General features: G+C 71.7%; 25 protein-coding genes. 16 read left to right on the top strand and 9 right to left on the bottom strand.

Annotation, left to right across the window (positions count from 1 at the left end):
• Positions 1-65: 65 nt before the first annotated feature.
• Complete coding sequence (locus ABT085_RS19055; protein ID WP_351608771.1) at positions 66-1,538, bottom strand: MFS transporter; 1,473 nt, start codon at positions 1,536-1,538, stop codon at positions 66-68.
• 182 nt (positions 1,539-1,720) lie between these two features.
• Here ABT085_RS19055 and ABT085_RS19050 point away from each other — a divergent pair, with 182 nt between their 5' ends.
• Positions 1,721-2,368 carry a TetR/AcrR family transcriptional regulator gene (locus ABT085_RS19050; protein WP_351608779.1) on the top strand — a complete coding sequence of 216 codons (648 nt, stop codon included), beginning with the start codon at positions 1,721-1,723 and terminating at the stop codon, positions 2,366-2,368.
• A 104-nt stretch (positions 2,369-2,472) separates the two neighbouring features.
• On the opposite strand, the gene ABT085_RS19045 is transcribed toward ABT085_RS19050, so the two are convergent.
• Positions 2,473-3,177, bottom strand: coding sequence for a type 1 glutamine amidotransferase domain-containing protein (locus tag ABT085_RS19045; RefSeq protein ID WP_351608768.1), 705 nt, complete (start codon positions 3,175-3,177; stop codon positions 2,473-2,475).
• 264 nt (positions 3,178-3,441) lie between these two features.
• Here ABT085_RS19045 and ABT085_RS19040 point away from each other — a divergent pair, with 264 nt between their 5' ends.
• Positions 3,442-4,347, top strand: a complete 906-nt coding sequence (locus ABT085_RS19040) for a LysR family transcriptional regulator (RefSeq protein WP_351608765.1) — start codon at positions 3,442-3,444, stop codon at positions 4,345-4,347.
• A 104-nt stretch (positions 4,348-4,451) separates the two neighbouring features.
• On the top strand, positions 4,452-5,825 hold the full coding sequence (locus tag ABT085_RS19035) for an FAD-binding oxidoreductase (RefSeq protein WP_351608763.1): 1,374 nt from the start codon (positions 4,452-4,454) through the stop codon (positions 5,823-5,825).
• Between the two features lie 26 nt (positions 5,826-5,851).
• Here ABT085_RS19035 and ABT085_RS19030 read toward each other — a convergent pair whose 3' ends face one another.
• Together ABT085_RS19030 and ABT085_RS19025 are read right to left on the bottom strand one after the other, a co-directional pair.
• On the bottom strand, positions 5,852-6,532 hold the full coding sequence (locus ABT085_RS19030; RefSeq protein WP_351608760.1) for a class I SAM-dependent methyltransferase: 681 nt from the start codon (positions 6,530-6,532) through the stop codon (positions 5,852-5,854).
• Positions 6,533-6,626: 94 nt separating this feature from the next.
• Positions 6,627-7,460 (bottom strand): helix-turn-helix domain-containing protein, encoded by an 834-nt coding sequence (locus tag ABT085_RS19025; RefSeq protein ID WP_351608777.1) that lies wholly within the window; start codon positions 7,458-7,460, stop codon positions 6,627-6,629.
• 111 nt (positions 7,461-7,571) lie between these two features.
• Between ABT085_RS19025 and ABT085_RS19020 the strand changes: the two genes are divergently transcribed.
• On the top strand, positions 7,572-8,285 hold the full coding sequence (locus tag ABT085_RS19020) for an SDR family oxidoreductase (RefSeq protein WP_351608758.1): 714 nt from the start codon (positions 7,572-7,574) through the stop codon (positions 8,283-8,285).
• Between the two features lie 178 nt (positions 8,286-8,463).
• On the top strand, positions 8,464-8,823 hold the full coding sequence (locus ABT085_RS19015; RefSeq protein WP_351608774.1) for a VOC family protein: 360 nt from the start codon (positions 8,464-8,466) through the stop codon (positions 8,821-8,823).
• Positions 8,824-8,859: 36 nt separating this feature from the next.
• On the opposite strand, the gene ABT085_RS19010 is transcribed toward ABT085_RS19015, so the two are convergent.
• Entirely contained in the window at positions 8,860-9,147 is a 288-nt protein-coding gene (locus tag ABT085_RS19010) for a hypothetical protein (RefSeq protein ID WP_351608755.1), read from the bottom strand.
• Here ABT085_RS19010 and ABT085_RS19005 point away from each other — a divergent pair.
• Positions 9,113-11,419: an SMP-30/gluconolactonase/LRE family protein gene (locus tag ABT085_RS19005; RefSeq protein WP_351608753.1), complete on the top strand. Its 2,307-nt coding sequence runs from the start codon at positions 9,113-9,115 to the stop codon at positions 11,417-11,419. The genes ABT085_RS19010 and ABT085_RS19005 overlap by 35 nt on opposite strands.
• 20 nt (positions 11,420-11,439) lie before the next feature.
• On the opposite strand, the gene ABT085_RS19000 is transcribed toward ABT085_RS19005, so the two are convergent.
• Entirely contained in the window at positions 11,440-14,859 is a 3,420-nt protein-coding gene (locus ABT085_RS19000; RefSeq protein ID WP_351608750.1) for a HelD family protein, read from the bottom strand.
• 246 nt (positions 14,860-15,105) lie between these two features.
• Between ABT085_RS19000 and ABT085_RS18995 the strand changes: the two genes are divergently transcribed.
• Positions 15,106-15,933, top strand: coding sequence for a class I SAM-dependent methyltransferase (locus tag ABT085_RS18995; RefSeq protein ID WP_351608747.1), 828 nt, complete (start codon positions 15,106-15,108; stop codon positions 15,931-15,933).
• 93 nt (positions 15,934-16,026) lie between these two features.
• On the opposite strand, the gene ABT085_RS18990 is transcribed toward ABT085_RS18995, so the two are convergent.
• On the bottom strand, positions 16,027-16,506 hold the full coding sequence (locus ABT085_RS18990; protein ID WP_351608744.1) for a carboxymuconolactone decarboxylase family protein: 480 nt from the start codon (positions 16,504-16,506) through the stop codon (positions 16,027-16,029).
• A gap of 247 nt (positions 16,507-16,753) precedes the next feature.
• On the opposite strand from ABT085_RS18990, the gene ABT085_RS18985 reads away from it, so the two are divergent.
• Both ABT085_RS18985 and ABT085_RS18980 read left to right on the top strand, forming a co-directional pair.
• The gene (locus ABT085_RS18985; protein ID WP_351608741.1) at positions 16,754-17,620 is read left to right on the top strand and encodes an RNA polymerase sigma-70 factor; all 867 of its coding nucleotides are present in this window, start codon (positions 16,754-16,756) and stop codon (positions 17,618-17,620) included.
• A gap of 386 nt (positions 17,621-18,006) precedes the next feature.
• Positions 18,007-18,420, top strand: coding sequence for a hypothetical protein (locus ABT085_RS18980; protein ID WP_351608738.1), 414 nt, complete (start codon positions 18,007-18,009; stop codon positions 18,418-18,420).
• A gap of 364 nt (positions 18,421-18,784) precedes the next feature.
• On the opposite strand, the gene ABT085_RS18975 is transcribed toward ABT085_RS18980, so the two are convergent.
• Positions 18,785-19,495 (bottom strand): DUF4232 domain-containing protein, encoded by a 711-nt coding sequence (locus tag ABT085_RS18975; RefSeq protein ID WP_351608736.1) that lies wholly within the window; start codon positions 19,493-19,495, stop codon positions 18,785-18,787.
• Positions 19,496-19,802: 307 nt separating this feature from the next.
• On the opposite strand from ABT085_RS18975, the gene nthB reads away from it, so the two are divergent.
• The 6 genes from nthB to ABT085_RS18945 all read left to right on the top strand — a co-directional run bounded on the left by nthB (position 19,803) and on the right by ABT085_RS18945 (position 23,624).
• Entirely contained in the window at positions 19,803-20,474 is a 672-nt protein-coding gene (nthB, locus tag ABT085_RS18970) for a nitrile hydratase subunit beta (RefSeq protein ID WP_351608733.1), read from the top strand.
• Positions 20,471-21,070, top strand: a complete 600-nt coding sequence (gene nthA, locus ABT085_RS18965) for a nitrile hydratase subunit alpha (RefSeq protein ID WP_351608730.1) — start codon at positions 20,471-20,473, stop codon at positions 21,068-21,070. Before nthB ends, nthA begins: the two co-directional genes overlap by 4 nt.
• The gene (locus tag ABT085_RS18960) at positions 21,067-21,414 is read left to right on the top strand and encodes a nitrile hydratase accessory protein (protein WP_351608727.1); all 348 of its coding nucleotides are present in this window, start codon (positions 21,067-21,069) and stop codon (positions 21,412-21,414) included. The genes nthA and ABT085_RS18960 overlap by 4 nt, the downstream gene beginning before the upstream one ends.
• Positions 21,415-21,631: 217 nt before the next feature.
• Positions 21,632-22,174: a carbonic anhydrase gene (locus ABT085_RS18955; protein ID WP_351608725.1), complete on the top strand. Its 543-nt coding sequence runs from the start codon at positions 21,632-21,634 to the stop codon at positions 22,172-22,174.
• Entirely contained in the window at positions 22,171-22,446 is a 276-nt protein-coding gene (locus ABT085_RS18950; RefSeq protein ID WP_351608722.1) for a hypothetical protein, read from the top strand. Before ABT085_RS18955 ends, ABT085_RS18950 begins: the two co-directional genes overlap by 4 nt.
• 311 nt (positions 22,447-22,757) lie before the next feature.
• Positions 22,758-23,624 (top strand): endonuclease/exonuclease/phosphatase family protein, encoded by an 867-nt coding sequence (locus ABT085_RS18945; RefSeq protein ID WP_502982753.1) that lies wholly within the window; start codon positions 22,758-22,760, stop codon positions 23,622-23,624.
• Positions 23,625-23,662: 38 nt separating this feature from the next.
• Here ABT085_RS18945 and ABT085_RS18940 read toward each other — a convergent pair whose 3' ends face one another.
• On the bottom strand, positions 23,663-25,927 hold the full coding sequence (locus ABT085_RS18940) for a glycoside hydrolase family 3 C-terminal domain-containing protein (protein WP_351608716.1): 2,265 nt from the start codon (positions 25,925-25,927) through the stop codon (positions 23,663-23,665).
• Positions 25,928-26,116: 189 nt separating this feature from the next.
• Here ABT085_RS18940 and ABT085_RS18935 point away from each other — a divergent pair.
• Positions 26,117-26,731: TetR/AcrR family transcriptional regulator (locus tag ABT085_RS18935; protein ID WP_351608713.1), on the top strand; the 615-nt coding region annotated here is incomplete at its 3' end.

The following is a 26,731-nucleotide window of genomic DNA, read 5'->3' as shown; positions in this document are numbered from 1 at the left end:
GTGATCCGGGCCGACTCCGCCACCGCTGCACGACGCTGCCGTGTCGCCGTCGTCCGGCTCTGCCGTCAGGCGGATTCCTCGGCGGGGTGCTCCTCGACGCTGTGGGAGTCGGTGAGACTCAGCGCACCGCCGGCCGCGATCAGGCCGACGACGACCGCGAGCAGGGCGTAGGTGATCCGTTCGCCGTGGAAGAACGACGCGACGAGGTCGCCGCTCCAGGTGCCGGCGGGGAGCTGGGTGGTGACCAGTGCGGCGATCAGGGTGCCGACGACGGCGGTACCGACGCTGGAGCCGACCTCCTGCGCGGTGTCGTTGAGGGCGGCGGCGATGGAGGTGCGGTTGCTCGGCATCGCGTCGACTAGCGCGACCGCGCAGATCGTCATCACGGTACGCAGTCCGACGGTCATGAACACCATGCAGACGGCGATGGCCGCGTACCCGTGGTCGACGCCCCAGGCGAGGCCGGCCAGCGAGCCGGCCAGGCAGGCCGCGCCCACCAGGCAGGCGATGCGGTGGCCGAACCGGCGCGCGAGCCACTCGGACAGCGGAGTCGCGGCGAGCATCGTCACGATGATCGGCAGATTGGCCAGGCCGGCCCGCACCGGGCTCCAGCCGTAGGCGTACTGGAAGTGCAGGATCAGCCCGAACATCACGCTGGCCATCGCGATGGACGTCCCGATCTGGGCGAGGGCGGCGCCGCGGACGGTGCCGTTGGAGAAGAGGCGCAGATCCAGCATGGGTGCCGCGCTGCGGCGCTCGTGCCGGATGAACGCGACCGCGGCCGCGACGGCGCCCACGATCGACGTGAGGGTGGCCGTGGAGAGCCAGCCGTGCTCGACACCGCTGGTCAGCGAGTAGCAGGCGAGCCCGATGGCGCTGACGCTCAGCGCGGCGCCCGGGATGTCGAGCGCGTCCTTGGTCAGGTCCTCCGGCCGGTCGGCCGGGACGCCGAGCCGGACGCCGACGCACGCGATCAGCGCGATCGGGGCGTTGACGAGCAGCAGCCACTCCCACCCGACATGGGCCAGCGCGGTACCGCCCAGCAGCGGTCCGAGGACGAAGCCGGACATGCCGACGATGATCATCACCGTCATGGCGCGCATCCGCAGGGCTGCGTCGTCGAACAGTCGGAAGACCAGTGAGTTCGTGATCGGGGCCATCGCCGCGGCGGCGATGCCGAGTACCGCCCGCAGGGCTATGAGCTCGCCCGTCGTGGAGACGAGGACGACACACAGGCTCACCGCGCCGAACATGGCGAGTCCGGCCAGCAGCACCCGACGGCGGCCGAGCCGGTCGGCCATCGACCCTGCGGTCAGCAGCAGCCCGCCGAAGGTCAGCGAGTACGCCCCGGTGACCCATTGCAGCGCGGTCGTCCCGCCGCCGAGGTCACGGCCGATCGTGGGCAGTGCGATCGACAGCAGCGTGTTGTCGACCATCTCGACGAAGAAGGCCAGGCAGAGGGCAGCCAGGGGAATCCACGCCGCGCGTAGGGACGGATAGGTGCGTGTCGACGGGGTTTGCAGCGTGGCGGTGGTCATGGCAATCAGTCCTCTTCATCCCGTTTCATCGAACGACGTACGGTTATCGAACAGCGTACGATGCGATACGATAGAACAGCGTTCGGTACGACGCAAGAACGGTGGAAGAGAACGGTGGAAAGGCAGCCATGACACGCCTGCAGACCCGCTCGGGCGGAGGACGTCGACGGGCTTCGCACTCGATGGAGTCCGTGCTCACCGAGGCGGTGGCCCTGCTCGACGAGGCCGGGGCGCCCGCACTGACCTTCCGGGCGCTCGCCCAGCGCCTCGGCGGCGGCGTCGCCAGCATCTACTGGTACGTGGCGAGCAAGGAGGAACTGCTCGACCGCGCCACCGACCACGTGGTGGGCGCGATTCTGGCCGACATCGAAGACCTTCCGGGCAGCGACGACCCGATCGACGACCTGCGCACGATGGCCCTGCTGCTGTTCGACGCGATCGTGCACCGCCCCTGGCTGGGCGCCTACTTCATGCGCAACACCGACGTCCAGGGCAACTCCCTGCGCCTGTACGAGAAGCTCGGCCGGCAGACCCTTCGCCTGGAACTCACCGCGCGGCAGCGCTTCCACGCCGTGTCCGCGATCGTGGGCGTCGTCATCGGCTCCGCCGTCGACATGGGGCAGGAACCGCCCGAGGAGATCCTCGACGGCGCCGTGAGCCGCGAGGAGTACCTCGGCCGCTTCGCCCAGACCTGGCGGGAGCTCGACCCCGAGGAGTTCCCGTTCGTGCGCGAGATCGTCGACGAGTTCGACGGCCACGACGACGTCGACCAGTTCCGCTCCGCCCTGGAACTGACGCTGACGGGCCTCCGGCTGCAGGCCGGAGCCTGAACGTCACGTCCGGCCTTCGCCGGGCGGGGCGGGTGCGTTCCAGCCGTGGCGGCGAGGCCGGTCGATGCCCCGCCGCGTTGTGAGCGCACCCACCCCTGTACGGCTCAGCGGCCGGCGAGCGCCTTCAGCGTGGCCTCGGCCGTGGTGACGCTGGACTGCGGGTTCTGGCCGGTGACGAGGTTGCCGTCCACGACGACGGTGTCGCTCCACGGCGCCCCGGTCTCGACCACGGCGCCGCGCTCACGCAGCAGACTCTCCAGGAAGTAGGGCGTGTTCTCGCCCAGGCCTCCCTGGTTCTCCTCCGCGTCGGAGAACGCGGTCAGCGTGCGGCCGGCGAACGCGAAGTCACCGTCCGGGGTCGTGGCACTGAGCAGGGCGGCGACACCGTGGCACAGAGCGGCGACGACCGTGCCCCGGGCGTCGGCCTCCTTCAGGAGCCGCCCGAGATCCGCGTCGTGGGCGAGGTCGGCCATGGGCGCGTGACCGCCGGGGATGTAGAGCGCGTCGTAGTCCGCCGGCTCCACCTCCGACAGCGCGAGCGGGTGGGAGAGCTGCTCGGAGATGCCGTCGAGGTAGGCGCGGAACTCCTGGGCGTCGGCCTCGGACACTCCGCCGCGGGCGTCGAGGCTGAGCGCGTCGACCGTGGGGCGCACGTTCCCGGGGGTGGCGATGTCCACCTGCGCTCCGGCGGCGAGCAGCGCCCGGTGGGAGGCCGCGACCTCTTCTGCCCAGAAGCCGGTGGGGTGGCTGGATCCGTCGGCGAGCTCCAAGCTGTCGGCGGCCGAGACGATCATCAGGATCTTCGACATGGAATGCCTGCTCTTCTCTGTAGACCACGCGGTGAACGCCGTGGTGAAGGTGGTGAACGTAGGGGGACAACGGCAGGATTCATCACGGCCATGCCCCCATGCCTCACCTGACCCATAAGGAATGTGATGGTCCGGGGTTGCGCGCTTCTTGCGACTGTGGGCCGCCAGCACTGGGCGACAGGGGACGCGGTCGGCACGTCGCATCCACCGCTAGAATGCGGAAGAAGGGTGCTTTCCATAGGTTCAGTGATGGAAGGAGTCGCCTTGCCCGGGCTGGACCTGCTGGCGACGTTTCTCGAGATCTACCGCACCGGATCGCTGTCCGCGGCGGCCGCGCGGCTGGGGGTGAGCCAGCCGGCGGTCACCGGTCAGCTGGCACGTCTCGAGGAGCAGCTGGGGGAGTCGCTGTTCGTACGTTCGAGCAAGGGGGCGCAGCCGACGCCCCGTGCCGCGGTGCTGGCCGCTCGCATCGGTGCGCATGTCGACGGGCTGCGCACCGCCCTCGAACCCTCGCGGGGGCCGGGTGCCCTGGCCGGGACGGTCCGGCTCGGTGGCGCGGCCGAGCTGATGTCGCTTCAGGTGCTTCCCGCTCTGGCGCCGTTGTCCGCCCGGGGGCTGCGGATCCGGGTGGCGTTGGGGCTCGCCGAGGAACTGCTGTCGGAGCTGGCCGTCGCGCGGCTCGACCTGGTGGTCTCCGCGATCCGCCCGCAGCGCGAGGATCTGCTGGTGACGACGCTGGTGGACGAGGAGTTCCTGCTGGTGGGACCGCCCGCACTGGCGCATGCCGTCGACGCGGAGCGGCTGTCCGACGACCCGGTCGCCGCGCTGTCCCATCTGCCGCTGGTGGCCTACTCGGAGGAGCTTCCGATCGTCCGGCGGTACTGGCGCACCGAGTTCGGGCGGCGGCCGCCCAATCAGGTCGCGGTCGTCGTCCCGGACCTGCGTGCCGTGCTGGCCGCGGTGGCCTCAGGCATGGGGATCTCGGTCCTGCCCCGCTATCTCGTCGCCCCCGCGCTGGCCGCGGGCGAGGTGGCGCTGATGCACCGGCCGGTGGTTGAACCGTTGAACACCCTGTATCTGGCGTCCCGGCGGGACGCTCCGGCGAATCCGGTTCTCGCGGCCGTGTGGGAGCAGTTGACCCGGGCGGGACAGGAGTGGGGGAGCCTTTGATCGCTTTGCTTTTTTGTCCAGAAATCTGCTGGTGAATTAGACTGCCAGGCGTGGGTTCTCGAGTGTTCCGTACCTTCGGGCTCACCAGTGGCTGAAGACTCGCCATGAGCGGAAAGACCGAAGAGATGGAGGGAGACGTCGTCCGACGCGGCGACGCCGCCTACCACGACACCTGGTCGGCCATGCTCTGGAACGGCCTCAAGCCGCAGCGCTTCCCCGACCTGATCGTCCGCGTCGCCTCCGAACGCGACGTCCCGGCCGCCGTCCGGCTGGCCCGCTCCGAAGGGCACCGGATCGCGCTGCGCTCCCACGGACACAGCTGGTGCGGCTCACCGCTGCGCGACGACGGCATGCTCATCGACCTCTCCGCACTCGACGCATGCGCGATAGATCCGACCTCGCGCACCGCCACCGTCCAACCCGGGCTGAGCGGACGTGAGTTCGTCGCCGCGCTCACCCCGTACGGCCTTGCCTTCCCGGCCGGGCACTGCGGACCCGTCGCCCTCGGCGGCTATCTGCTCAGCGGCGGCCTCGGCTGGAACTCGGGTGCACTCGGCCCGGCGGCCGCCAGCGTGCGGGCCGTCGAGGTGGTCACCGCCGACGGCACCACCCTCACCTGCGACAGCGCGGAGAACCCTGACCTGTTCTGGGCCGCCCGTGGCGCCGGGCCCGGCTTCTTCGGCGTCGCCACCCGCTTCCAGGTTTCGCTGTACGACTGCCCGACCGCGATCGCCGAGACCTCGTACGTCTTCCCGCTGACCGAGGTCGAGCCCGTGACCCGCTGGGCCACCGACGCCGCCGAGCGGCTCCCGGCGAACGTCGAAGCTTCCTTCATGCTCGCGACCGTCTCCCCGGAGGTGACGACGGCGAGCCCGAGGCCCAAGACGATCGGCTTCACGGGCACCGCCTTCGCCCGCACGCCACAGGAGGCCGCCCGCTGCCTGGAGCCGCTGCGGGACTGCCCCCTGGCCGACCGCGCCCTGTACCGGAGGGTCGACCGGCCCACGACCTTCGAGGGCCTGTACGAAACGGCGTCCTCCTCCTGGCAACAGGGCCACCGCAACGCCGTGGACACCCTGTGGTCGGACACCGGGTACACCACCCTGCTGCCCGCCCTCGCCGCCTCGGTCGCCGCAGCCCCGTCCGAGCAGTCACTGGTCCTCGCGCCCCTGCGGCCCGCCTCGCGTGACCGCACCCTCGCCGAGGACATGGCCTTCTCGATCCTGGGCGAGACCTATCTCGCCCCCTTCGCGATCTGGGACGACCCCGCCGCGGACGCCGACAACATGCGCTGGCTGCAGGACACCATGCGCAGCGTCGAGCCGTACGGAACCGGCCACTACATCGCCGAGACCGACCTCACCGCCGATCCCTCCCGGGCCCGCCGCTCGTACACCCCGGCCGACTGGGAGCGACTGCGGCAGCTGAAGGCCGCGTACGACCCGGAGCACGTCTTCCACTCCTACCTGACGCCCTGACCCCGGCATCCCGGGGTCAGGAGTCCTCAGCGGAGGCGGCGTACGCGCAGCACCACGTCGTCGGTGTGGTGCGCGCCGGCGCCGCCGTCGGGGGCGACGCGCGGCCGCTGCTCGTCGACCTCGATCTCCCAGTCGTCGGTGAGCAGTTCGGCGACCATCGAGGGCCAGACGTAGTCGGCCGGGTCGAAGCCGCTGTCGTTGGCCTGCTGGTTCTCCATCCCCGCGTGGTGGACGAGCAGCAGCAGGCCGCCGGGCGCGACGGCCGCGAGCAGGGCACGCTCGGCGGCGGCGTCGGGGGTGCGCAGCAGGGCCGGGTACTGCGCCGAGACCAGGTCGAAGGAGGCCGGCGGGAGCGTCGAACGGGTGAGTTCGGCGTGGATCCAGCGAACGGTGACGCCGGCGTCCCGCGCGTGGCCCGCCGCCCGCGCCAACGCCACGCCCGAGACCTCCAGCGCGGTCACGTCCCAGCCGGCGCGCGCGAGCCAGATGGCGTCCGCGCCCTCGCCGCAGCCGACGTCGAGCACGCGCCCGGGTGCGAGCCCGGCGACCTCGGCCAGCAGCGCACCGTTGGGCTGCCCGCTCCACAGTTGGTGCCGGTCGGTGTAGCGGTTGTCCCACTCGGCCTGTACGGCCGGGTCTCCGAGGTACCCGTCGGCGGGGGAGGGGAGGTCGGACACGGGTGATTCGGTTGCGATGTCGTCGGTCACCGGCCCACCGTCGCCCATCGGGTCGCGACTCGGCCAGTACTGTTGCCGGTCCGGCAAAACGGCGCCGGGCGGCGGTCACCGTCGTGCGCTCACCTCATGGTGCGGGCCGGTAGGCGTTCCCGGTGGTCATGGCCAGCAGGACCAGGGCGTCGTGCTCGGCCGTTCCGGGCGGGGCCTGGTAGAGCAGGATGCGTTGGCCGTCACCCGCAGCGGTGAGCACCTCGTTGGCGAGGGTGATCCGGCCGATCGCCGGATGGTGGAACGCGGTCTCTCCCGCGCGCTTGACCCACACCTCGTGCCGACGCCACAGAGCGGCGAACTCGCTGCTGGCCGCGGACAGTTCGTCGACCAGCGCGGCGGTGCGCCCGGGCGCGCTCAGTTCGGCGGTGTGCAGGTGCGCGACGCAGTTGCGGGCCACCCGGTCCCAGTCGGCGAACAGGGTCCGCGCGCTCGCGTGCAGGAAGGTGTACCGGATCGTGTTGCGCTGTGCCGACGGCCAGTCGCCGAGCCCGGGCATCAGGGCAAGGCCTTCGGGATTGGCGGCGAGTACGTCGTTGACGTCGTCGAGCACGTAGGCCGGGCTGGGCCGGACCGACTCCAGCAGCAGCCGCAGGCCGGGGCCGGCCGGGCGCGGGTCCGCGGGGCGACGGCGCGGTGTCCGCCCGGCGACCTGGTCGGCAAGCCCGAGCAGGTGGGCGTGCTCGTCGGCGCTGAGGCGCAGTGCCCGGGCCAGTGCGCTCAGTACCGCGTCGCTTGGCGCGGTCTCGCGGCCCTGCTCGATCCGGATGTAGTAGTCCACGCTCACGCCGGCCAGCGCGGCCAGTTCCTCGCGCCGCAGCCCGGGGGTGCGCCGGGCGCCCGGCCCGGTGGGCAGCCCGACCTCGGCCGGGCCGATCCGGCCCCGCCGGATCCGAAGGAAGTTGGCCATCGCGTTCACGGCGTCGAGTTTCCCACGGTCGGCCCGCTCCTGGGTGGCCGTGCCGCACCTAGGAAGCACGCGGCCTGCCCCGGGACCGGTCCTGCGGTGCAGTCTCGGATCATGACTGAAGCGATCATCATCGGTGGCGGCTCCGGCATGGGCCTCGCCCTGGCCCGGACCCTGCTCGCCGAGGGCATGGATGTGACGATCGTCGGCCGGACCGCGGACCGGCTGACGACGGCTCGAACGCAACTGGAGCGTTCCGGGCCCGGGAAGATCAGCACCGCCGTGGCCGACATGGCACGGGAGGAGGACGTGGCCGCACTGTTCGCCCGGGTGGAGCGGGTGGATCACGTCGTGGTCACCGCGGCCGACGCGACCGGCGTGTACGGCCGGACCGCCGACCTCGCCACCGAGGCCGCCCGGTCCGTCGTCGACACCAAGCTGCTGGGTGCCTGGCTGGTCGGCAAGTACGCGAGCGGGCGGGTCACCGGCTCGATCACGTACACCTCGGGCATCAACGCGTACCGGCCGAACGGGTCGAACACGATCATGGCCGCGGCCAACGGCGCCCTCGCCTCGCTGGCTTACGGGCTGGCGATCGAGCTGGCACCGGTGCGGGTCAACGTGGTCTCTCCCGGCTGGGTGGACACCGCCCTCTGGGACCAGCTCGGCATGGACAAGAAGGCGGCCTTCGCCGCGATGGCCGAGCGGCTGCCGGCGCGTCGTATCGGCACCCCCGAGGACATCGCCCAGGCGTTCTCGTCGGTGATGCACAACGGCTTCATCACCGGAACCGTCCTGCACGTCGACGGAGGACACCGCATCACCTGACCCGGGACGCCTCGGTGCAGGCCTTGGAAGGCATGACTACGCGTCCTCCTGGGATCGGGCATCCACCGGCGGACCGCAGGGAGCGAAATTGTGGAATCCCTGTGGCGCGAGGGAACCGATGAGTTCGACGTCCTCGAACGGTCTGCCCGGCGACGCGACCGTTCTCGACAGGAGTGCCATGTCCACCATCCAGCCCGTCATCCTGACTGCCGACCTCGACGTCCTGCTCGGCTTCTATACGGAACTGTTCGGCGCCGAGCAGATCTTCCGGGTGCCGGAGGAAGGCCCGGCCTTCTACGTCGGCCTGCGCATCGGGGACTCCGACCTCGGGCTGGTGGCCAAGGCGGACCCGGAGGCCGGGGCGGCACCGCGGATGCTGCTGAGCATCGCTGTCGACGACGTCGACGAGACGCTCGGCCGGGTGGAGGCGCTGGGCGGCTCGACCGGCGGCGGCCCCAACGACATGCCGTGGGGACAGCGCGTCGCCCACATCAAGGACCCCGAGGGCAACCCGGTGAACCTCACCCAGCCGACGTGATGCGCCTTCGGACATGCGGATCGAAACCCCACTCCCTCATGAAAGAGGCCTGCACAGCGACGTCACGCTCACCGACACCTCGTACACCGACGACGACTCGTCCACACCGGACAGCCCCTCTTCGGCCAGGACATCAACACCGAGATCCAGGCGACATCTCGGTACTCCGCCGACACCACCAAGGAGACACTGCCGGCGAACGAAGGCATCAGGGTCGCCCCGTGCTCCGGGCCGGCGCCTTCCGCATGCTAGGTTCCCCCTCGCGATCTTGAGGATCAGGGGGACTTCCATGAAGGCGACGCGTTTTTCGATAAGGACCGCCACGGCGCTGCTCCTGGGGCTGACGGCCGTCACGGCCCCCGGAGCGGCCGACGCGTACGCGTCGTCCAACATCCCGTTGCCCATCGAGCACTTCGCGCACCTGGTCGTGGACGCTCCGCACGGACACCTGTACATCAGCGGTGGCGCTGGCACCGACGGCATTCTCGTCACCGACCTGGACGGCGGGAACCCGACCACGATCAGCGCCGCGCCGGGGGCCACCGGCCTGGCCCTCTCCGCCGACGGGTCCGTGCTGTACGCGGCGCTCCCGGACCAGGACGCGATCACCGCGATCAGCACCCAGGACCTCACCGAGTCGGCTCGCTACGACACGGGGGCGGGCACCCGTCCGGATTCGCTGGCCGTCGCCGGGGGCACCCTCTGGTTCGGTTACGGCACGACGGACGCCGGCGGCATAGGATCCGTCGACCCGGCCGGCACGGTCACCCTGGCGCAGGATCACGGCAGTTGGACGGTCCGGCCGACACTGGCGACGACACCGACGCCCTCCGGCGTACTCGTGGCAGGCGCGCAGACGGGCGACACCTCCGCCTTCGTCACGTACCGGGCCGAGGACGGAGCGCTGGCCCAGCAGGCGGCGACCACGCTGCCCGTCCCCGATCTGGACGACTTCGCCGTCACGGCGGACGGACAGCACCTCGCGGTCTCGTCCTGGGCGCGCCACAGCGCCGACCGGTACCGCACCTCCGATCTGACGGTGGACGGAAGCTTCGCCGTGCCGGTGGCCGGCAAGGCCGTCGCGGTGGCCCCGGACGGCACGATGGCCGGCTGCACCTGCAACGTCGGGTTCCAGACATTCCCGGAAACGGGCCAGGGCACCTACCACACATACTTCCAGGGCGCTCCGCTGCGCCTGGCCGCACACGGCCTTGCCTGGGCACCGGACTCGAGCCGGCTCTACGCAGTCGCCATGGACCCCTCCGGCACACCGACCCTCGAGATAGACAGTGCGCCGGAAACCGCACAGGTGACGATCTACTCGGGCTCGTTCAATTCCGGGCTGGCTCCCGGCGAGCCTTACGCGTTCGAGGCAGGCTTCTACTCGTCCCTCCGGCTCGCTGCCGGGGAGTCGGTGCCTCCGGGCACCGTACGGATCACACGCTACGACGCCGCCGACCCGGACGGCGTAGTCGTCACGAACCCGCCGCTCATACCGCCGCACTTCCCGTACGACCCGTTCGGTTCCTACGAGATCTCGGGCATCGCTCCCCCCACCGGTCCGCTGAGCTACCGCGTCGACTACTCCGGCGGCGGCCACTACGCCCCGGCCACCCAGACGTTCGGCATGAACGTCGTGAAGTACGCGCCCACCATGACACTGGCCGCTCCGTCCACCGGCGGCCGCGGTACGCCGATGACCTTCACCGGGCGGCTCACCTGGCCGCACGCGCACGCGAACACCGGCATGGTCCACGTCAACAAGACCGACCTGGCCCACCCCTTCGGCTACGAGGCCGCCACGCTGCCGGTCGCCGCCGACGGCGGTTTCGTCTTCCACGACACCCCCCAGGCCGGCGGCACGAACACCTACGTCTTCAGCTACGACGGCGGCACGTCCTACCTCAGGGTCACCAAGTCCGCGATCGTGCAGATTCCCCGGGCCACTACCGGTCTGAGCGTGACGACCGACGCGAAGTCCTACCACTCCGGCGCGACCGTCAAGGTCACCGCGCACCTGGGGACCACGTACAACTCCCGGACCGTCACCCTGTACGACCAGCCCGCGGGAAAGCCCCGGGCCGCGCTCAGGACCGGCAAGGTGGACGCGCACGGCAACCTCGTCGCGTACCTCAAAGTCTCCCGCAACACCGTCTTCAGCGCGGCCTTCGCGGGTGACTACCGCTACTCACCGCGCACGGTGACCACCGGGACCACTCTCACACCGACGATCCGCACCGAGACGCAGTGGCCGCTGGCGACCACCCGCATCGGATCCACCACCTACCAGGTCTTCTACAAGTCCGAGATCAACATGGGCTTCAACCTGAAGGTCACTCCGCACCAGACCGGCGCCTGCACGTCGGTGTACGTCGAGCGCTACACCGCGGGTGCCTGGCACCAGGTCACCTCGCAGCGCTGTGTGCCCTTGTACGCCGACGGCCAGTACGGCTACAGCCGGGCCCTGAAGCTCTACGCGAGCAACGCCCGTTACCGGATCCGCGGCGTCTACGCTCCGCCGGCCACCGGCGCCCAGACCGGTGGTGCGACGACCTCGTGGACCTACCTCACCGTCCGCCCCGGCAGCCCGAGATGAGGGCCGGGACGTTCGTACCGCTAGGACTGCTCGCCGCCCAGGGCCGACGTGCTGTCGTGGCCGCCCCAGCCGCCGGGGGTGCGCCACAGGACGTGGACGCCGAAGACATCGCGCAGGGTGTCGGTGGACCAGTCCTCGGTGGGCGGTTCGGTGAGGACCAGGTACAGGCGGTCGGCCGGGGCGGGCAGGGTGCGGTTGATCTCCAGGAGGCGGGCGGCTCCCGAGCGCAGGTCGGCGTGGGTGGTGTGGCCGGCGCCGAGGATCTCGTAGAGGAAGTGACCCTCCTCGTCGGCGCGGCTGACGTCGACGACCGGTGAGTCGGTCGGCTGGAGGTCCGCCCACAGCAGGTCCGACATCAGGGCGTGGCGTACCGCCTCGTGCTTCTTGCAGGTGCGGTCGGCGGCGGCCGCCGCCTCCAGCGTGTCCAGCAGGCCCTTCGGCGTGGGTGCCGGTGCGGCGGGCAGGGCTTCGACGGGCGTCATGGGCTCGGCTTCCTCGTGTGCGGGCTGCGGTGCGGGTGCGGTCTGCGGCTCGGGCTGGACGTCCAGGCGCCGGCGCAGCGTCTCGCGGGCCTCGGCCAGGGGCCGGGTCCAGCCGGCGCGTGCGAGGTCCGCGCGGAGCCGGCGGGGGTCGAGGGTGTCGTCCTTGAGGGCGCGGTTGGTGGTGGTCGCGAGGTCGCGCAGCAGGTTCAGCCGGTGCTTGTCCGGGGAGCCGAGTATGCGCCGTACGTCCACCCAGTCCGCCTGGTCGCGGCGCAGGACGCGGTTGGCCATGCCCTTGAGCTCGGAGAGACGTTCGCGGGCGTGGTCCGGGACGCTGCCGTCGTCGCCGGTCAGTTCCTCCAGGACGTCGAGTGCGGCCGCGTACCGTTCGGCCATCCTGGGCGAGACGGGCTGGCGGCCGCGCTGGTCCGAGGTCAGCAGGCAGTGGTGCCGGTCGTGGGCGAGCACCCAGCAGTCCAGTTCGTCGCCGGTGTGCGGGGGAGTGGAGCCGTGGCGGACGGCCAGGGCCAGAGGGGCGTCGGTGAGGGGGGCGAGGGCTTCGACCCGGTAGCGGCCGCCCGGTCCGGTGCCCAGGACACGGACCCGGAAGTCGGCCCCGATCTCGGGGAGTTCACCGTTCGTCATGGCAGGTCCGCTCTGGACGGGCGGGGGTGCGGTGGTGTCGTCGGTGCTCGTGAGGGCCTGCGGGAGCGGGGAGGTGTGCAGGACGGTCAGGCTCTGGGTGCTGCGGGTGAGAGCGACGTAGAGCTGGCGCAGGCCGGCCGGGCCGCGGTCGGCGATGGTGGCGGGTTCGACGACGAGGACGTGGTCGTACTCCATGCCCTTGGCCTGGGCGGCGGCCAGGACGGAAACGGCTTCGCACTGTTCGTCGCCGAGGCCGGGGGCCTGCTGCAGTTGGCGGCTGATCTCGTCGAGCCAGCGGGAGTCGTCGGGGACGATGACGGCCACGGAGCGCAGGGTGGTCCCGTCGGTGGTGCCGAGGAGCCGGGTGGCGTGCTCGACGGTTTCGTCGAGGAGGTTCCACGGGTCGGTCGCCAGCGTCCGCACGGCGCTCTCGCCGGCTTCGCGGATGGCCCGCGGGTAGGGCAGTGCGGGGGCGACGGCGCGGGCCAGGGGCGCGACGAACTTCATGATCTCGGCGGGCACGCGGTAGCTGGTGTTCAGTTCGGCGACGCGCCAGTCGCCCTGGTCGGACAGCAGGGCGCCGAGCCGGTCCCAGTCGGTGTAGGCGTGGGGGCCGGTGGCCTGGGCGAGGTCGCCCAGGACGGTCATGGAGCCGTTCACCGCGGAGCGTCTGCGCAGGGAGCGGGCCTGCATGGGGGTGAGGTCCTGGGCCTCGTCGACGACGATGTGCCCGTAGCGGTGCGGAGTCTCGCCGGTGATGAGGTACTGGAGTTCCTCCAGGCAGACGCGGTCGTGGAGGGTCCAGGGGTCGGCGTCGGCCCTCTCGGCCCGGGGGCGGTGCAGGGCGGCCTGCTCCGGCGCCTCCAGGATGCCGTCGGCGCAGGCGCGCAGCAGCTCGGGCGAGTCGTACAGGCTGCGCAGTGTCTCCCGGGCGCCGGGGGAGGGCCAGACGCGTTCGATCAGGCGCTCGACCTGGCGGTTGCGTTCCAGGTCACGGCGGATGGTGGTGTCGCGGTTGCGGCGCGGGGCGACGGCGACGAGTTCCTGGAGCAGGCGGTCGACGAGCAGGCTGCGGAAGCGGTCGCGGCGCTCGCGGTAGGAGCCGTCGCCCGCGCGGACGTCCGTCAGCAGGGTGAGGACCTCGGAGCGCGGTATGCGCAGGGTGGTGCTGCCCGCGGTGACGGTGAACTCCGGGGTGGCGTCCTTGTAGGAGGGGGTGGTGGTGAAGTCGTCGACGGCCTCCGGGCGGCACTCCCGCTCGACCCGTCTGCGCAGGACGGCAGCCATGCGCTCGTCGGACTTGACCAGCTGCGCCCGGGGGGTGTCGGTGCCCAGGATCTCGCCGTCCCACAGGCGGGACAGCTGCACGGCGTTGACGTTGCGGGTGCCGAGGGTGGGCAGGACCTGGCTGACGTAGTCCAGGAACTGCTGGTGGGGGCCGATGACCAGGATGTCCTGCGCGGTGAAGTGCTCGTTGTTGACGAGCCACGTCACGCGGTGCAGGCCGACGGCGGACTTGCCGGTACCCGGCCCTCCCTGCACGACGAGGATGTCCGCGGGCGATCCGGTGACCAGGGCCATCTGGTCGCGGCGAATGGTCTCGACGATGTCGCGCATGCTGCCCCTGCGGGAGCGCTGGAGCTCGCGCAGGAGGAAGTCGTCGGGCGGCTGCGGCTTCTGCCGGTGCAGCCGTGCGACATCGGTCGGGGTGAGAGCCGGCGGCCGGGTCCTGGTCGGCTGCCGTACGTCGTCCGCCGCGTCCTTCGCGTCCTTCGCGGTGCCCGGCCGGTCGGCGCTCCGCGGGTCGACGCGCTGCTGGTCGGCGTCCTGCGGGTCGGCGTCGTCCAGGGCCGGCCGTGGAGCGGGGACGACGAGGCTGATGTCGTCGGCATAGCCGTCGACGCGCTGCCGCGTGCAGCGCAGCTGCCGACGCAGGACGATGTCGCCCGGTGTCTCGGGCAGCGCCTGCGCCCATTGCCTCGCCTGCGGGGTGGTCCACAGCACCACCACGGTGTCGCGCGTGTGGACGTCGGAGACGGCACGCCGTCCGACGTACCAGGTGTCCGGCTCCCCGCCCGGGGCGTCCTGGACGTCGACCCGGCTGATGACCAAGGAGGCGTCCCCGAGACCGCCGTACGCGGCGGCCTTGTCCTCGGCGTCGATGCGGTTGGCGACACTGTCCTTGCCGCTGGCCGAGGCCGAGGCCATCGAGCCGCCGGACAGTTCGGCCAGCCGCTCGTGGTAACAGCCGTAGGCGCGATCCACCGCCTTCTGCTCGACGGCGATGATCTCGTCGCGGTTGGTGGTGCTCATGGGTGTGCTTTTCCCCTCCCTCGCGGCCCCCCGGAAGGCGCCGCGCCGGGCACAGGCCCGGTCCCCAGCGAAAGACATATCAGACCCGGCGAGCATTCCGGGCGCGCAGTGGAGGATTGACGAAGGGTCAGGTACTCGGGCGCGCGACGAGATCACCGGCCCGCGCACGCCGGGCCAGGAACCGGTCGAGGAGCAGCCGTCAAACCGGTGGCGTCGCCGTGGTCGGGCCTCATAGCGTGTGGGTTCGTGACGGATGATCCGCAGCTGCCCCCGGACCGACATGTCCTCGGCCGGGTGTTCGACGAGGTGCCGGAACTCTACGACCGGGTCCGGCCGGGGTATCCGGACGAGCTGTTCGCGGACCTGGTCGCCGTCACCGGCCTGGACGCGGCGTCGTCGGTGCTGGAGGTGGGCTGCGGTACCGGCCAGGCGACGCGCTCACTGGCGGCGCTCGGATGCCCGGTGACCGCCGTCGAGCCCGGCGCGGGCATGGCCGCACTCGCGCGCCGGCGGATCGACGCCTTCGGCAACGTCGAGGTCGAGACGTCGACGTTCGAGGAGTGGGACGACCGCGGCCGGCGCTTCGACGTCCTCGTGGCCGCGTCGTCGTGGCACTGGGTCGATCCGTCGGTCGGCTGGCAGCGAGCGTACGACGTCCTTCGTCCGGGAGGCTGGACGGCCCTGCTCGGCAACGTCGTCGTCCGCCGGCCGGGAGAGCCGGAGGTGTACACCGAGACCGCCGATCTCCACGAGCGATTCAGCCCGGGGAACCCCGGCTGGGGGCATCCTCCCCTGGAGGACGACGTGCGCAGCACCGACGAGGGCTGGGGACCGGTCGAGGACCCCGGCGAGTTGTTCGGCCCGACGACCGTGCGCTGGTATCCGGCCGTCCAGTGGTTCGACGGGGAGGGCTTCGCCGATCACCTTCGCTCGACGTCGCTGTACCGCAGGCTCGACCGCGACGTCCGTGAGCCTCTCCTCGACGCCGTCGCCGAGCGCATCCGCACCCGGATGGGCGACCGGGCGGCCCGCCGGTACCTGAGCGTCCTGCGCGTCGCACGGCGCGCCGGGTGAGCCCCGTGGTGCGGGACGGCCCGCCCGGGCTCGGCCCGGACCGGACGATCCCGGCACGGGCCGCGTCTCGCGCGCCGGTCAGTTCGGCACCGGTCAGTTCGCCATGCGGGCGAACATGCCGGGCTCGTAGGAGCCTCCCGGGTTGTGCACGATCACGTTCATCCGGGTGGCCGCGTTGATGAGGGAGACCAGGCAGACCAGTGCACCGATCTGGTCGTCGTCGTAGTGCTTGCGCACCGCGGCCCAGGTCTCGTCGGACACGCCGTGGTCGCCGAGCCGGGTGCCCTCCTCGGTGAGCGCCAGCGCGGCCCGTTCGGCCTCGGTGAACACGGTGCTGTGGCGCCAGGTGGCGACCAGGTTGAGCCGGAGCGCGCTCTCGCCCGCGGCCGCGGCCTCCTTGGTGTGCGCGTCGACGCAGAAGCCGCAGCCGTTGAGCTGGCCGACCCGCAGTTGGACCAGCTCCCGCAAGGTCTTCGGAAGCGTCGATTCCTCCAGGGCCGACGAGGCGTTGAAGAACCGCTTGGCGACCTTCGCGGCGGTCGGGCTGGCGAGCAGGTTGAAGCGGGGTTCCATGATGCCGTCCTCATTCGTGGTGTCGTTTGCTGCCGCACTGGACGGACACAAGATGCCGACGGCCCGCTCCTTGTGACAGGGCGAAGATGTGGCGTGGGTCACCGCCCACGGATGTCACGGAGCGGTGCGGGCCGGCGTCTGGTGTACAGCGCAGTCGACAGCGGACGGGCAGGAGCCGGTGATGAACGACCGAACGACGAGCGGCGGGACGAAAGATGCATCCGGGCCGGCCGCCCGCGGTGACCGCATGGACAGCGTCACCCGGGCCTTCGTCGCCCACCGCAGCCTGCTGTTCACGGTCGCCTACGAGATGCTCGGCTCGGCCGCCGACGCCGAGGACGTCCTGCAGGAGACCTGGCTGCGATGGGCAGGCGTCGATCCCGGCACCGTGCGTGACCCGCGTGCGTACCTGGTCCGGATCACCACCCGGCAGGCGCTGAGCCAGCTGCGTACGCTCGGCCGGCGCAGGGAGTCCTACGTCGGCCCCTGGCTGCCCGAGCCGCTGCTGACCACGCCCGACGTGGCCGAGGACGTCGAGCTGGCCGACAGCGTCTCGATGGCGATGCTGCTGGTGCTGGAGACGCTCGCACCGACCGAGCGGGCGGTGTTCGTGCTGCGCGAGGTCTTCGACCTGGGGTACGACGAGATCGCCGAGGCCGTCGGCAAGAGCCCGGCCGCGGTCCGCCAGATCGCCCACCGGGCACGGGCCCACGTCGCCGCGCGCCGGCCGCGCGGGGTCGCTTCCGCCGCCGAGACCCGCCGTACCGTCGAGGCGTTCCAGCGGGCGGTCGAGACGGGCGACCTGCAACGCCTGCTCGACATCCTCGCGCCGGACGTCGTCCTGCTGACCGACGGCGGCGGAGTCGTACGGGCCGCACTGGCACCGGTCGTGGGGGCCGACGAGGTGGCCCGCGTGCTGGGCAGGATCGCCGCCGCGGTCTCGCTGCAACCGACACAGGTCAACGGCGACCCGGCGCTGATCGTCCGGCTGGGCGGCGAGATCGACACCGTCCTGGCGCTGCGCGTCGACGACGGCCTGGTCACCGGGCTCTACGCCGTGCGCAACCCCGAGAAGCTGTCGCATCTGGAACGGGAGACCAGCTTGCGCCGCTGAGCGCGGGCCCCTCGGGAACCGGCGTCAGACCGCAGAGGTGGGCGAAGGCGCACCGCGCAGGTCCCCACGGGCCGGAAAGTCGTGCCTCCGTGGCGGGTGGTGATGGGCTGTCATGTGGCATGCTCCGCTTGTAGATCACCGTGCCGGGGGCGTGATGGCCGGGGGATGCAGGTGCCGGGACAGCGGCCGTCGGTGGGGACGGCGGCGGCGACGGCAGTGATGACGCAGGGGGCGTTTTCCGTGGGGGGTCTGGTCACGGGGGACACCACGTTCGTGCCGACGGTGCCGTTGCGCATCGGGGCCGTCTGCTGTGCAGGGTCCCGGACAGCGGTCCGCTGCGGCTGCGGCTGCGGCTCGACGCCGAAGGCCCGTGGCAGGCCACGGTGATGCCGCTTGCCGCGGCCCGCCGCCTGACGGAGGAGTGGCTGGAGAACGGCGGCCCGGACGTGCTGCTGCACACCACCGGCCCGGCCGACTTCCACATCCGTTACCGCGGCGACGACAACCTCATCGCCCACACCTACGACCTGGCCGAGCACACCGATCCCACGGCGCTGCCACAGCGAGAGGGCCTGATCAACGAGATCGGCGCCCGCAGGGAGACCCACCCGCTGCCCGAGGGGCCGATGATCGTCTGTCCGGAGATGGCGGACGGCCCGTGGCGGGCCCGGCTCAAGGGGATCCAGCCGCGCACCGCCCCCGTGTCCGAGGCCCAGGACCCGGCACAGCACATCCCTCTGCCCTCGAAGGACGGCGACCCCCGCAAGGCCTCCCGCTGGGGCTGGCGCGGCAGGGGCTGATCGGCCCTGTGTCGGGCCTCTCTGGCGGCCCGACACCTCGCTCAGGCCGGACAGCACCTCGGTCCCAACGATCCCAGACCGGTGGCGCTGGAAGACCGATCAGGAACCACTGTCCGCAGCCGACCTGTGAGGAGACCCGGAGCATGGGCGAGTTCGTCACCGTCGCCGGCGACGAGGTGTCGGTCAGGCCGCCTGAGGATCCCGGCGCGACCTACTCCCTCATCCCGCCCACGCCCCTCCCCGTATCCGGATCAACCCCGCGTGGTCGAAGGACGGAACTGCCTCGTTCGGAACTCCCGCCAAGAACCGCGTCCTGCGCGTCAGCCAGCCATCCCCGTGGTGACGCCGCTTTGCCGATGAACCGTCAGAAGTCGTACGGCTTCTCGGTGTTCCAGTTCAGCACGTCGGCCTCGTTCCAGCTGAACTGCGGCTTCTGGCCCTTGGCGTCGACCGAGTAGTAGGGACCCTCGTGGCCGTCCGCGCCGCGCAGCGCGAGGGCGAACGAGCGTCCCGTGTGGTTGTTCGAGCCGTAGTCGAAGAGGTTCACCGCGCTGTACACCTTGCCTCCGGGCTGGAGCGTGATGTGCTTGTCGCCGCCCGGGTTGTCCTTCTTCGAGTGCGGCAGTGCGGCGCTGTCGACGTCTCCGTCGAGCTTCACGGCCGGATACGAGGTGACCCAGCACGGCTTGGTGCCCTCGTTCGACGCGGTGATCAGCAGGTGGTCGCCCTGCTGGCCGGCGAACCGGTGCACCGTGGTGACCAGCATCTCGTCTCCGCGGCACTGCTGGGCGGTGGCCGTTGTGCCCTTGCTCGCGGCTTTGCCCGTCCCGCCCGCGACGGTCGCCGAGTGCGACCCCGCCTTGCTGTCGCCACCGTTGTCGGCCTGCTCCGTGCCGCCCTTGCCGGTCCCGTCGGACGCGGGCCGGGTCTGCGCGCTGCCCGTGGAGTGGTCGCCGCCCGCCGCCTTCGGGCCGTCGTCGGTGCCGCCGCAGGCGGTCAGGCCCAGCGCCAGCGCGGCGGTGGCGGCGGCCAGGGCGGCGGTACGGGCGGTGCGGCGGGCACGATACGTGGTCATTCTGAAAGCTCCCCCGTGGTCGGTCGGGACGCGGCGCCTTCCCCCGGCTCTCGTCGGGTGACCGGCCGCGTCCGCTGCGTTGCTGCACCCCATGAGATGACGCCCGGGTGGGCGTCGTTCCCCCTGGTTTGTCCGTGTTCGGTAACAGGGAGGCGGGGTGCAGGTGCGCCAGTGGCCGCGCGGCACCGGCCCCTCGTCGCTGGGTGCAGTCGGCGGACGGTGGCGCAGCGTGCGGCGTGACGCCACGGGCACCGGCCGAATACGATGGACGCGCGTGTCTGCTTTGCGGCAAATGAGAGGTTGCATCATGGATGGAATTGCCGACATGGGAGGCACCCTGGGCTGGGGACGCGTTCATCCACCCGATCGCGAGGAACGTGTCTTCGCGGAGGACTGGCAGCGCAAGGCATTCGCGCTGGCGATCCTCTCCGGCCGCGTCGCCAGCGGCGGCGTCAACACGGATGCCTTCCGGCACGCATTGGAGCGCCTGGACCGCGCCGCCTACCTGGACGACGGCTACTTCGGGCGATGGCTCAACGGCGGAGAGCTGATGCTCACCGAACACTCCGTCCTGGCGCCCGGTGCGGTCGAGGCCCGCGCCCGCAACCTGCGCGGCGAACACGTGGCGGAGCCACCGGTACCGGAACCCGACGTGCCCCGGTACGCACCTACCGCCGAGGGCTCACTGCGGTCCGTGGAGACCCGGCCGGCCTTCGGCGTGGGCGAGCGGGTGCGCGCCAGGAGCAGGTCCGTGCCCGGACACACCCGGCTGCCGCGTTACGTGCGGGGACACAGCGGAGTCGTCGAGATCATCCAGCCCGCCCATGTATTGCCGGACACCAACGCGCACTTCCTGGGCGAGAACCCCCAGTACGTCTACTCCGTGCGGTTCGACTCGCGCGAGCTGTGGGGCGCCGACGCCGAACCCTTCACCGTCACCGTGGACCTGTACGAGAGCTATCTGGAGACCACCGCATGACCACCGCCGGCGGCTCGGACGAGAGCCCTTCCGTGGCACTGCGCACCGAGGCGCTCGAACAACTGCTCACCGAACGCGGCCTGATCGACCCGAAGACCATGGACGCGATCATCACCCGCTACGAGACGAGCGTGGGGCCGCTCAACGGCGCCAAGGTCGTCGCCAAGGCGTGGACCGACTCCGGCTACCGGCGGCGACTGCTCGAGGACGGCACCGCAGCCATCAAGGAACTCGGCTTCTCCGGACAGCAGGGCGAGCACATCGTCGTGGTCGAGAACACCCCGACCACCCACAACGTCGTGGTGTGCACACTGTGCTCGTGCTACCCCTGGCCGGTCCTCGGCCTGCCGCCGAGCTGGTACAAGGACCCCGCCTACCGAGCCCGCGTGGTCAGGGAGCCGCGCGCGGTGCTGGCCGAGATGGGACTCACGCTCGAAGACGATGTGCGGATCGTCGTGCGGGACTCCACCAGTGAGGTGCGCTGGCTCGTACTGCCGGAGCGTCCACCCGGTACCGAACACCTCACGGAGGAGGAACTCGTGCCACTCGTCACCAGGGACGCGATGGTCGGAGTGGCGAAGGTGGCGGCACCGTGAGCGCGCCGCTGGACATCGAGGGCCCGGCAGCACCTCCCCGCTCCAACGGTGAGCTGGTGTTCGCCGAGCCGTGGGAGAGCCGTGCCTTCGGCATGGCCGTCTCCCTGCACGAGGCGGGCGTCTTCCGCTGGCCGGAGTTCCAGACCGCGCTGATCGCCCGGATCACCGCCTGGACGGCCGCACGGGAGCACGGTGGGACCTACCCGTACTACCGGCTGTGGCTGGACGCCCTGGAGGACGTGCTCGCCGGGCTCAGCGCCGTGTCCACGGACGAGGTCGTCACCCGCGCACGGGCCCTCGCACAACGGTCCCCGGGGCACGACCACCGCGATCACCCGCGTTGACCCCGACCCCGACCCCGACCCCGACCCCGACCCCGACACCGTCCACGCGGCACGCCTCGGCGCCGACACGCCGTACCCGATCACGCAAGGCGTTCACCTGCCCCGCCTCGATCTGTCGCAAAGCCGAGTGGCAGGGGAGGGGGCGGCAGGTGAGGATGGGCGGCGACCGGCGGTCGCCGCCGGCGTCACCGGGGGACCAGGCTCGGAGCAGGACGGGGTGGCCGGCACAGTGATCGACACGGACGAGTTGGCCGAGCGGAACGCCGCGTTCGCCGACGGCGGGTCATTCGCCGGCCTCAAGCTCATGCCCAGCGGCAGTCTGACGGTCTTCGGATGCGTCGACCCTCGTGTCGACCCGTCCCACGTGCTCGGGCTCAAGCTCGGCGAGGCAGCGGTGATCCGCAATGTCGGGGGGCGGGTCACGCCCGCGGTACTCCGGACGCTGGGGATGCTCGCGAAGGTCGTGCAGGCCCGAACGGGCGGCCCCGGCCCGGTCGACAACCACTATGCGGTCCTGCACCACACCGACTGCGGGATCACGGACCTGGCCGCGTTCCCCGAGCTGCTGGCCGACTACTTCGAGGTTCCGGCCGCGGACCTCGACGCCAAGGCGGTCACCGACCCGGTCGCCGCCGTCCGCGTCGACGTCGAGATCCTCAGGCGGACGCTCCGGGCCGGAGTCTTCGTCTCGGGACTCGTGTACGACGTGGCCACCGGGCTCGTCGACGTCGTCGTCCCGCCCGCGCGGGTGGAGGCGTGACACCGCGCGACGCCCGCGGCCGGCACGATCACCACGGGCCTGCGGCCGGTACCGGGATCGGCTTCCCCGACCGGTCGTATCCGCGGGGCGGCACCTTTATCGGCCTGACGGTGGCCGCGCTCACCGAACTCGCACCCGAGCTGATCGTCCCCGGTCACTGCACCGGCCGGCGCGCCCAGCACACCCTCGCCGCGGCCCTCCCGGACGCATGGGTGCAGACCAGCGTCGGAACCACCTGCACACTCGGCGCCCGCCAGGCGGCCGGCGCCTGACCCCGCCCGTCCGGTCACCGCGGTCCTTCCCCGGTGCACGATTCCGCAGGCCTCATGCCGAAGCGGGGGAGCTGCGGTGTGCAAGGAGTGGCGGGTTCGGAACCGGTTTCACCCGGTGGCCCGTCTAGGGCAGCAAGGTCGTCGGACAGAGGGGAGACCGGGTGGAGCCGGGGGCGGCAGGGGTCTGGTGGACGCGGGGCCGGTCCGGGGCGTGGGCCGCGGGCGGGAGCAGGCGAGGCGACCTGTGGACCTGGCCGGAGTGGCGGCGGGGGCGGGTGGCTGCCGTGCTCGCGGTGCTGACGGCCGGGCTCATGGGCCTGCACCGGGCGGTGCCCAACCGGGTGGGTCGTCTGGGCAGTCTGCTGGAGGCCTTTCTTCCGTGGCTCGGCCTGGTGGTCGTGGTGCTGCTCGTCGTGGCCCTGCTGCGTCGTTCGGCGGCCGCGCTGGTGGTCGTGCTGCTGCCGGTGGCGGTCTGGACCCATCAGTTCGGCGGGCTGCTCGGGACGGGGCAGGGCTCGTACGACGACCTGGTCGTGGTGCAGCACAACGTCAGCGACGAGAACGCCGACCCGGCAGGCACGGCCCGGGTCCTGGCCGGTGCCGGGCCTGGTCTGATCGCGCTGGAGGAGCTTGTGCCCGCGGCGCTGGCGGAATACGAGCGGACCCTCGCCCCCGACTACCCGTACCACGCCGTGCGGGGCACCGTCGGACTGTGGTCGAGGCATCCGCTGACCGGCATCCGGCAGGTGGACATCAAGCCCCGGCAGATCACGGAGTCCTGGAGCCGCGGGCTGCGCGCGGCTGTCCGCACACCCCGCGGCGATGTCGCGGTGTATGTCGCGCACCTGCCCTCGGTCCGTGTCGGAGCGAGCGGCTTCGCCTCCTCGTGGCGGGACGAGAGCGCCGGTCTGCTGGGCCGGGCCGTCGCCGCCGAGCCCCTGAAGACGGTCCTCCTGCTCGGCGATCTCAACGGCACGGTGGACGACCGTGGGCTGGCCCCGCTGTCCTCCCGGATGAACACAGCGCAGCGAGGCTTCGCCTTCAGCTTCCCCGCCGCTTTCCCGCTGGCCCGGATCGACCAGGTCATGGCCCGCTCGGCGACCGTCGGCCACATCCGCACCCTGGCGCGCACCGGCAGCGACCATCTGCCGGTCGCCGCCCGGGTCGTACTGGGCTGACCGGGGGCGGGGCGGCCCTCGACGCCCCGCCCGCGGGGTCAGGTCCGGGCCGCGACGGTGCGGGCGGCGTCGAGTTGGGCGAGGAGTTTCTCCAGGTCCTCGCGGGTGACCGCGCCCGCGGTGAAGCCGAGCAACCGGCCCACCGGGACGGACGCCATCAACCTGGCCATGTCGACGCCCAGCGCGTCGTTCTCGGCGGCAGCCTGCGGCATGGGCATCAGCGACCCCAGGATCCCGGCGGCGCCGGGTACGGCCATGACCTCGCCCAGCGTGGAGTCGAGGGTGAGCGGGAGGGTGAACACGTCCCCTTCCACCTCGACGGTGGCGGTGGCGCGGATGTCGCGGCTGGAGGCGGCGGCGCGCACCTCGTAGCCGCCGCCCTCGACGATCCAGCGGTCGCCGCGGATGTCCCAGTACGCCAGGTCCTGGCGCTCGATCAGCACGCTCACCCGGTCCCGCGCCCCCGGTGCGAGTGCCACCACGGTGTGGGCCTTGAGTTCCTGGGGCGGGCGGGCGACCGACGAGCCGGGCTTGGCGACGTAGAACTGGACGACCTCGCGGCCGGCCCGCTCGCCCGTGTTGGTGACGGTGACGGTCGCGGTGATGCCCTCGGTGCCGGTGGTCAGTTCGAGATCGGAGTAGGCGAAGGTGGTGTACGACAGTCCGTGCCCGAACGGGTAGGTGACCGCGATGCCGCGGGCGTCGTACCAGCGGTAGCCCACGAACAGGCCCTCGCCGTAGGCGACATGACCGTGCTCGCCGGGGAAGTCCAGGTAGGCGGGAGTGTCTTCGATGCGCGCCGGTACGGTCTCCGCCAGCCGTCCGGACGGGTTGACCCGCCCGAAGAGCACATCGGCCAGTGCGCCGCCGGCCGCCTGCCCCAGCAGCGCGCCGTCCACCACGGCCGGGGCCAGTTCGTCGACGTCGGCCAGTCGCAGTACGCCGCCGTGCGAGAGGACGACGGCGGTACGCGGCTGCACTCGCACCACGGCGGTCAGCAACTCGAGCTGCTCGGCCGGGAGTTCGATGTGCTCTCGGTCGAAGCCCTCGGACTCCTGGTGGGCCGCCAGGCCGAGGAAGACCACGGCGGTGTCGGCCGCCGCCGCGGCTCGGACGGCCTCGTCCCGCAGCGCGGCCGCGTCGGCGCCGTCGCCGGTGGTGAATCCGGCCGTGTACCTCACGTCGGTGTCCGGGGCGAGGGCGCGGATCTCGTCCAGCGGTACGTCCACGCGGGTCGGGTTCACATGCGAGCTGCCGCCGCCCTGGTAGCGCGGGGACTGCGCGAACTCGCCGATCACCGCGAGGGAACGGCCCTCCTCCAGCGGCAGCACGCTTCGTCCGTCGACCGGGTCGTTCTTCAGCAGGACCACACAGCGGGCGGCCACCTGCCGGGCCAGCCGGTGGTGCGCGTCGGTGTCGAACGCGGCGAGCTGTGCCGCGCGGCCCGCCTCGGCCTTCGCGGCCAGTGCGACCATGCGCGCGGCCGCCTGCGCGAGTACGGCAGCGTCCAGTTCCTCCGCCTCGACCGCCGCTACGACCTGCGCGTCGGTGACACCGCCGGTGCCGGGCATCTCGAGGTCGAGACCGGCCGCCACCGCCCTGACGCGGTCCGGCACCGCGCCCCAGTCGCTGACCACGACGCCGTCGAAGCCCCACTCGTCGCGCAGCACCTGGGTGAGCAGCCAGTGGTTCTCGGCGGCGTAGGTGCCGTTGACGCGGTTGTAGGAGCACATGACCGTCCACGGCCGCGCCGTCTGCACGACGTGCTGGAAGGCACGCAGATAGATCTCGCGCAGCGGGCGGGGGGCGATGTCGGAGCTGGAGCGCATGCGGTCGTGCTCGGTGTTGTTGGCGGCGAAGTGCTTGAGCGAAGCGCCGACCCCGGTCTCCTGGAGGCCTCGCACCCAGGAGGCGGCGAGTGTGCCGGACAGGTGGGGGTCCTCGGAGTAGTACTCGAAGTTGCGGCCGCAGCGCGGGTCCCGCTTGATGTTGATGCCGGGGCCGAGCAGTACGTCGACGCCGAGCGTGCGGCTCTCCAGGCCCAGGGCCGTACCGACCTTGCCGGTCAGTTCCGTGTCCCAGCTCTGCCCGAGGCCGACCGCGGGCGGGAAGCAGGTGGCGGGTTCACTGCCCGCGAGGCCGAGGTGGTCGGTGGCGCCCACCTGACGGCGTACTCCGTGCGGCCCGTCGGTGAGCACCAGCGAGGGGACGCCGGCGACCTGCTCGGTGCTCCAGAAGTCGGCGCCGCTGCCCAGGGCGGCCTGCTGCGCCGTGGTCAGGGAAGCGGGGGAGTTCGCGGTCACGGAAGTCTCCTCGGGTTGTGCGGTGCTCCACGGGACGGTGGTAGAGCCGGTGGAGCGCGTGTGGTGCCGCCGGCGGGCGCGCGCCGGGGAGTGCCTCGGCCACCCTGCCGACGCAGAAACCGTATGACATTCGGTTTTTGGCGACAAGGGGTCCCACCAGCGGAATTCGGGTGTCGTAGAGTCGTGTTCATGGCACGACGGGGTTCGTATGCGAAAGGCATCGCCAAGCGGGAGGAGATCCTCGACACGGCGCTCGACATCGTTGCGCGGGTCGGGTACAGCCGCGCGACGGTGCGCGAGCTCGCCCAGGCGGTCGGCCTGAGCCAGACGGGACTGCTGCACTACTTCGGGACCAAGGAGCAGCTCTTCGTCGAGATCCTGCGCCGCCGTGACGAGGTCGACCGGCGCCTGATGGAGGCGCCCTTCGGATCGACCGCCGACGCGCCGCCGGACCTGGGCGAGGTGTTCACCGCGCTCGTGCGGCACAACGCCGAGGTTCCGGGCCTCACCCAGCTCTTCTCGCGCTTCGCGTCCGAGGCGGCCGAACCCGGACATCCGGCACACGACTACTTCCGCGACCGCTACGCGACCGCGCGCGACGTCGTCGCCGGGTTGATCCGTGATCGGCAGGCGGCCGGTGCGCTGCCCGCGGGCCTCGCCCCCGACCGCCTGTCCGGTCTCGTCTTCGCCCTGATGGACGGGTTGCAGACGCAGTGGATGTACGACCCCGAGATCGACATGGCCGGCCAACTCGCCTACTTCTGGGACCTGCTCACCCCCGCGTCCACAGCGGCGGCCGCCGGG

The sequence above is a fragment of the Streptomyces sp. NPDC002265 genome, from assembly GCF_040296125.1.
Classification (GTDB): domain Bacteria; phylum Actinomycetota; class Actinomycetes; order Streptomycetales; family Streptomycetaceae; genus Streptomyces.
The sequence above is the reverse complement of the archived record's forward strand: the minus strand, read 5'-3'. Positions and strand labels throughout refer to the sequence as shown.

Coding starts and splice junctions, on each gene's coding strand:
- ABT085_RS18990 (WP_351608744.1), bottom strand. CDS start 16,506: ATGGAACCCCGCTTCAACCTGCTCGCCAGCCCGACCGCCGCGAAGGTC.
- ABT085_RS19050 (WP_351608779.1), top strand. CDS start 1,721: ATGGAGTCCGTGCTCACCGAGGCGGTGGCCCTGCTCGACGAGGCCGGG.
- ABT085_RS18980 (WP_351608738.1), top strand. CDS start 18,007: ATGCCGCTTGCCGCGGCCCGCCGCCTGACGGAGGAGTGGCTGGAGAAC.
- ABT085_RS19015 (WP_351608774.1), top strand. CDS start 8,464: ATGTCCACCATCCAGCCCGTCATCCTGACTGCCGACCTCGACGTCCTG.
- ABT085_RS19055 (WP_351608771.1), bottom strand. CDS start 1,538: ATGACCACCGCCACGCTGCAAACCCCGTCGACACGCACCTATCCGTCC.
- nthA (WP_351608730.1), top strand. CDS start 20,471: ATGACCACCGCCGGCGGCTCGGACGAGAGCCCTTCCGTGGCACTGCGC.
- nthB (WP_351608733.1), top strand. CDS start 19,803: ATGGATGGAATTGCCGACATGGGAGGCACCCTGGGCTGGGGACGCGTT.
- ABT085_RS18945 (WP_502982753.1), top strand. CDS start 22,758: ATGGGCCTGCACCGGGCGGTGCCCAACCGGGTGGGTCGTCTGGGCAGT.
- ABT085_RS18985 (WP_351608741.1), top strand. CDS start 16,754: ATGGACAGCGTCACCCGGGCCTTCGTCGCCCACCGCAGCCTGCTGTTC.
- ABT085_RS18975 (WP_351608736.1), bottom strand. CDS start 19,495: ATGACCACGTATCGTGCCCGCCGCACCGCCCGTACCGCCGCCCTGGCC.
- ABT085_RS19045 (WP_351608768.1), bottom strand. CDS start 3,177: ATGTCGAAGATCCTGATGATCGTCTCGGCCGCCGACAGCTTGGAGCTC.
- ABT085_RS19000 (WP_351608750.1), bottom strand. CDS start 14,859: ATGAGCACCACCAACCGCGACGAGATCATCGCCGTCGAGCAGAAGGCG.
- ABT085_RS19005 (WP_351608753.1), top strand. CDS start 9,113: ATGAAGGCGACGCGTTTTTCGATAAGGACCGCCACGGCGCTGCTCCTG.
- ABT085_RS19025 (WP_351608777.1), bottom strand. CDS start 7,460: ATGGCCAACTTCCTTCGGATCCGGCGGGGCCGGATCGGCCCGGCCGAG.
- ABT085_RS19035 (WP_351608763.1), top strand. CDS start 4,452: ATGAGCGGAAAGACCGAAGAGATGGAGGGAGACGTCGTCCGACGCGGC.
- ABT085_RS19020 (WP_351608758.1), top strand. CDS start 7,572: ATGACTGAAGCGATCATCATCGGTGGCGGCTCCGGCATGGGCCTCGCC.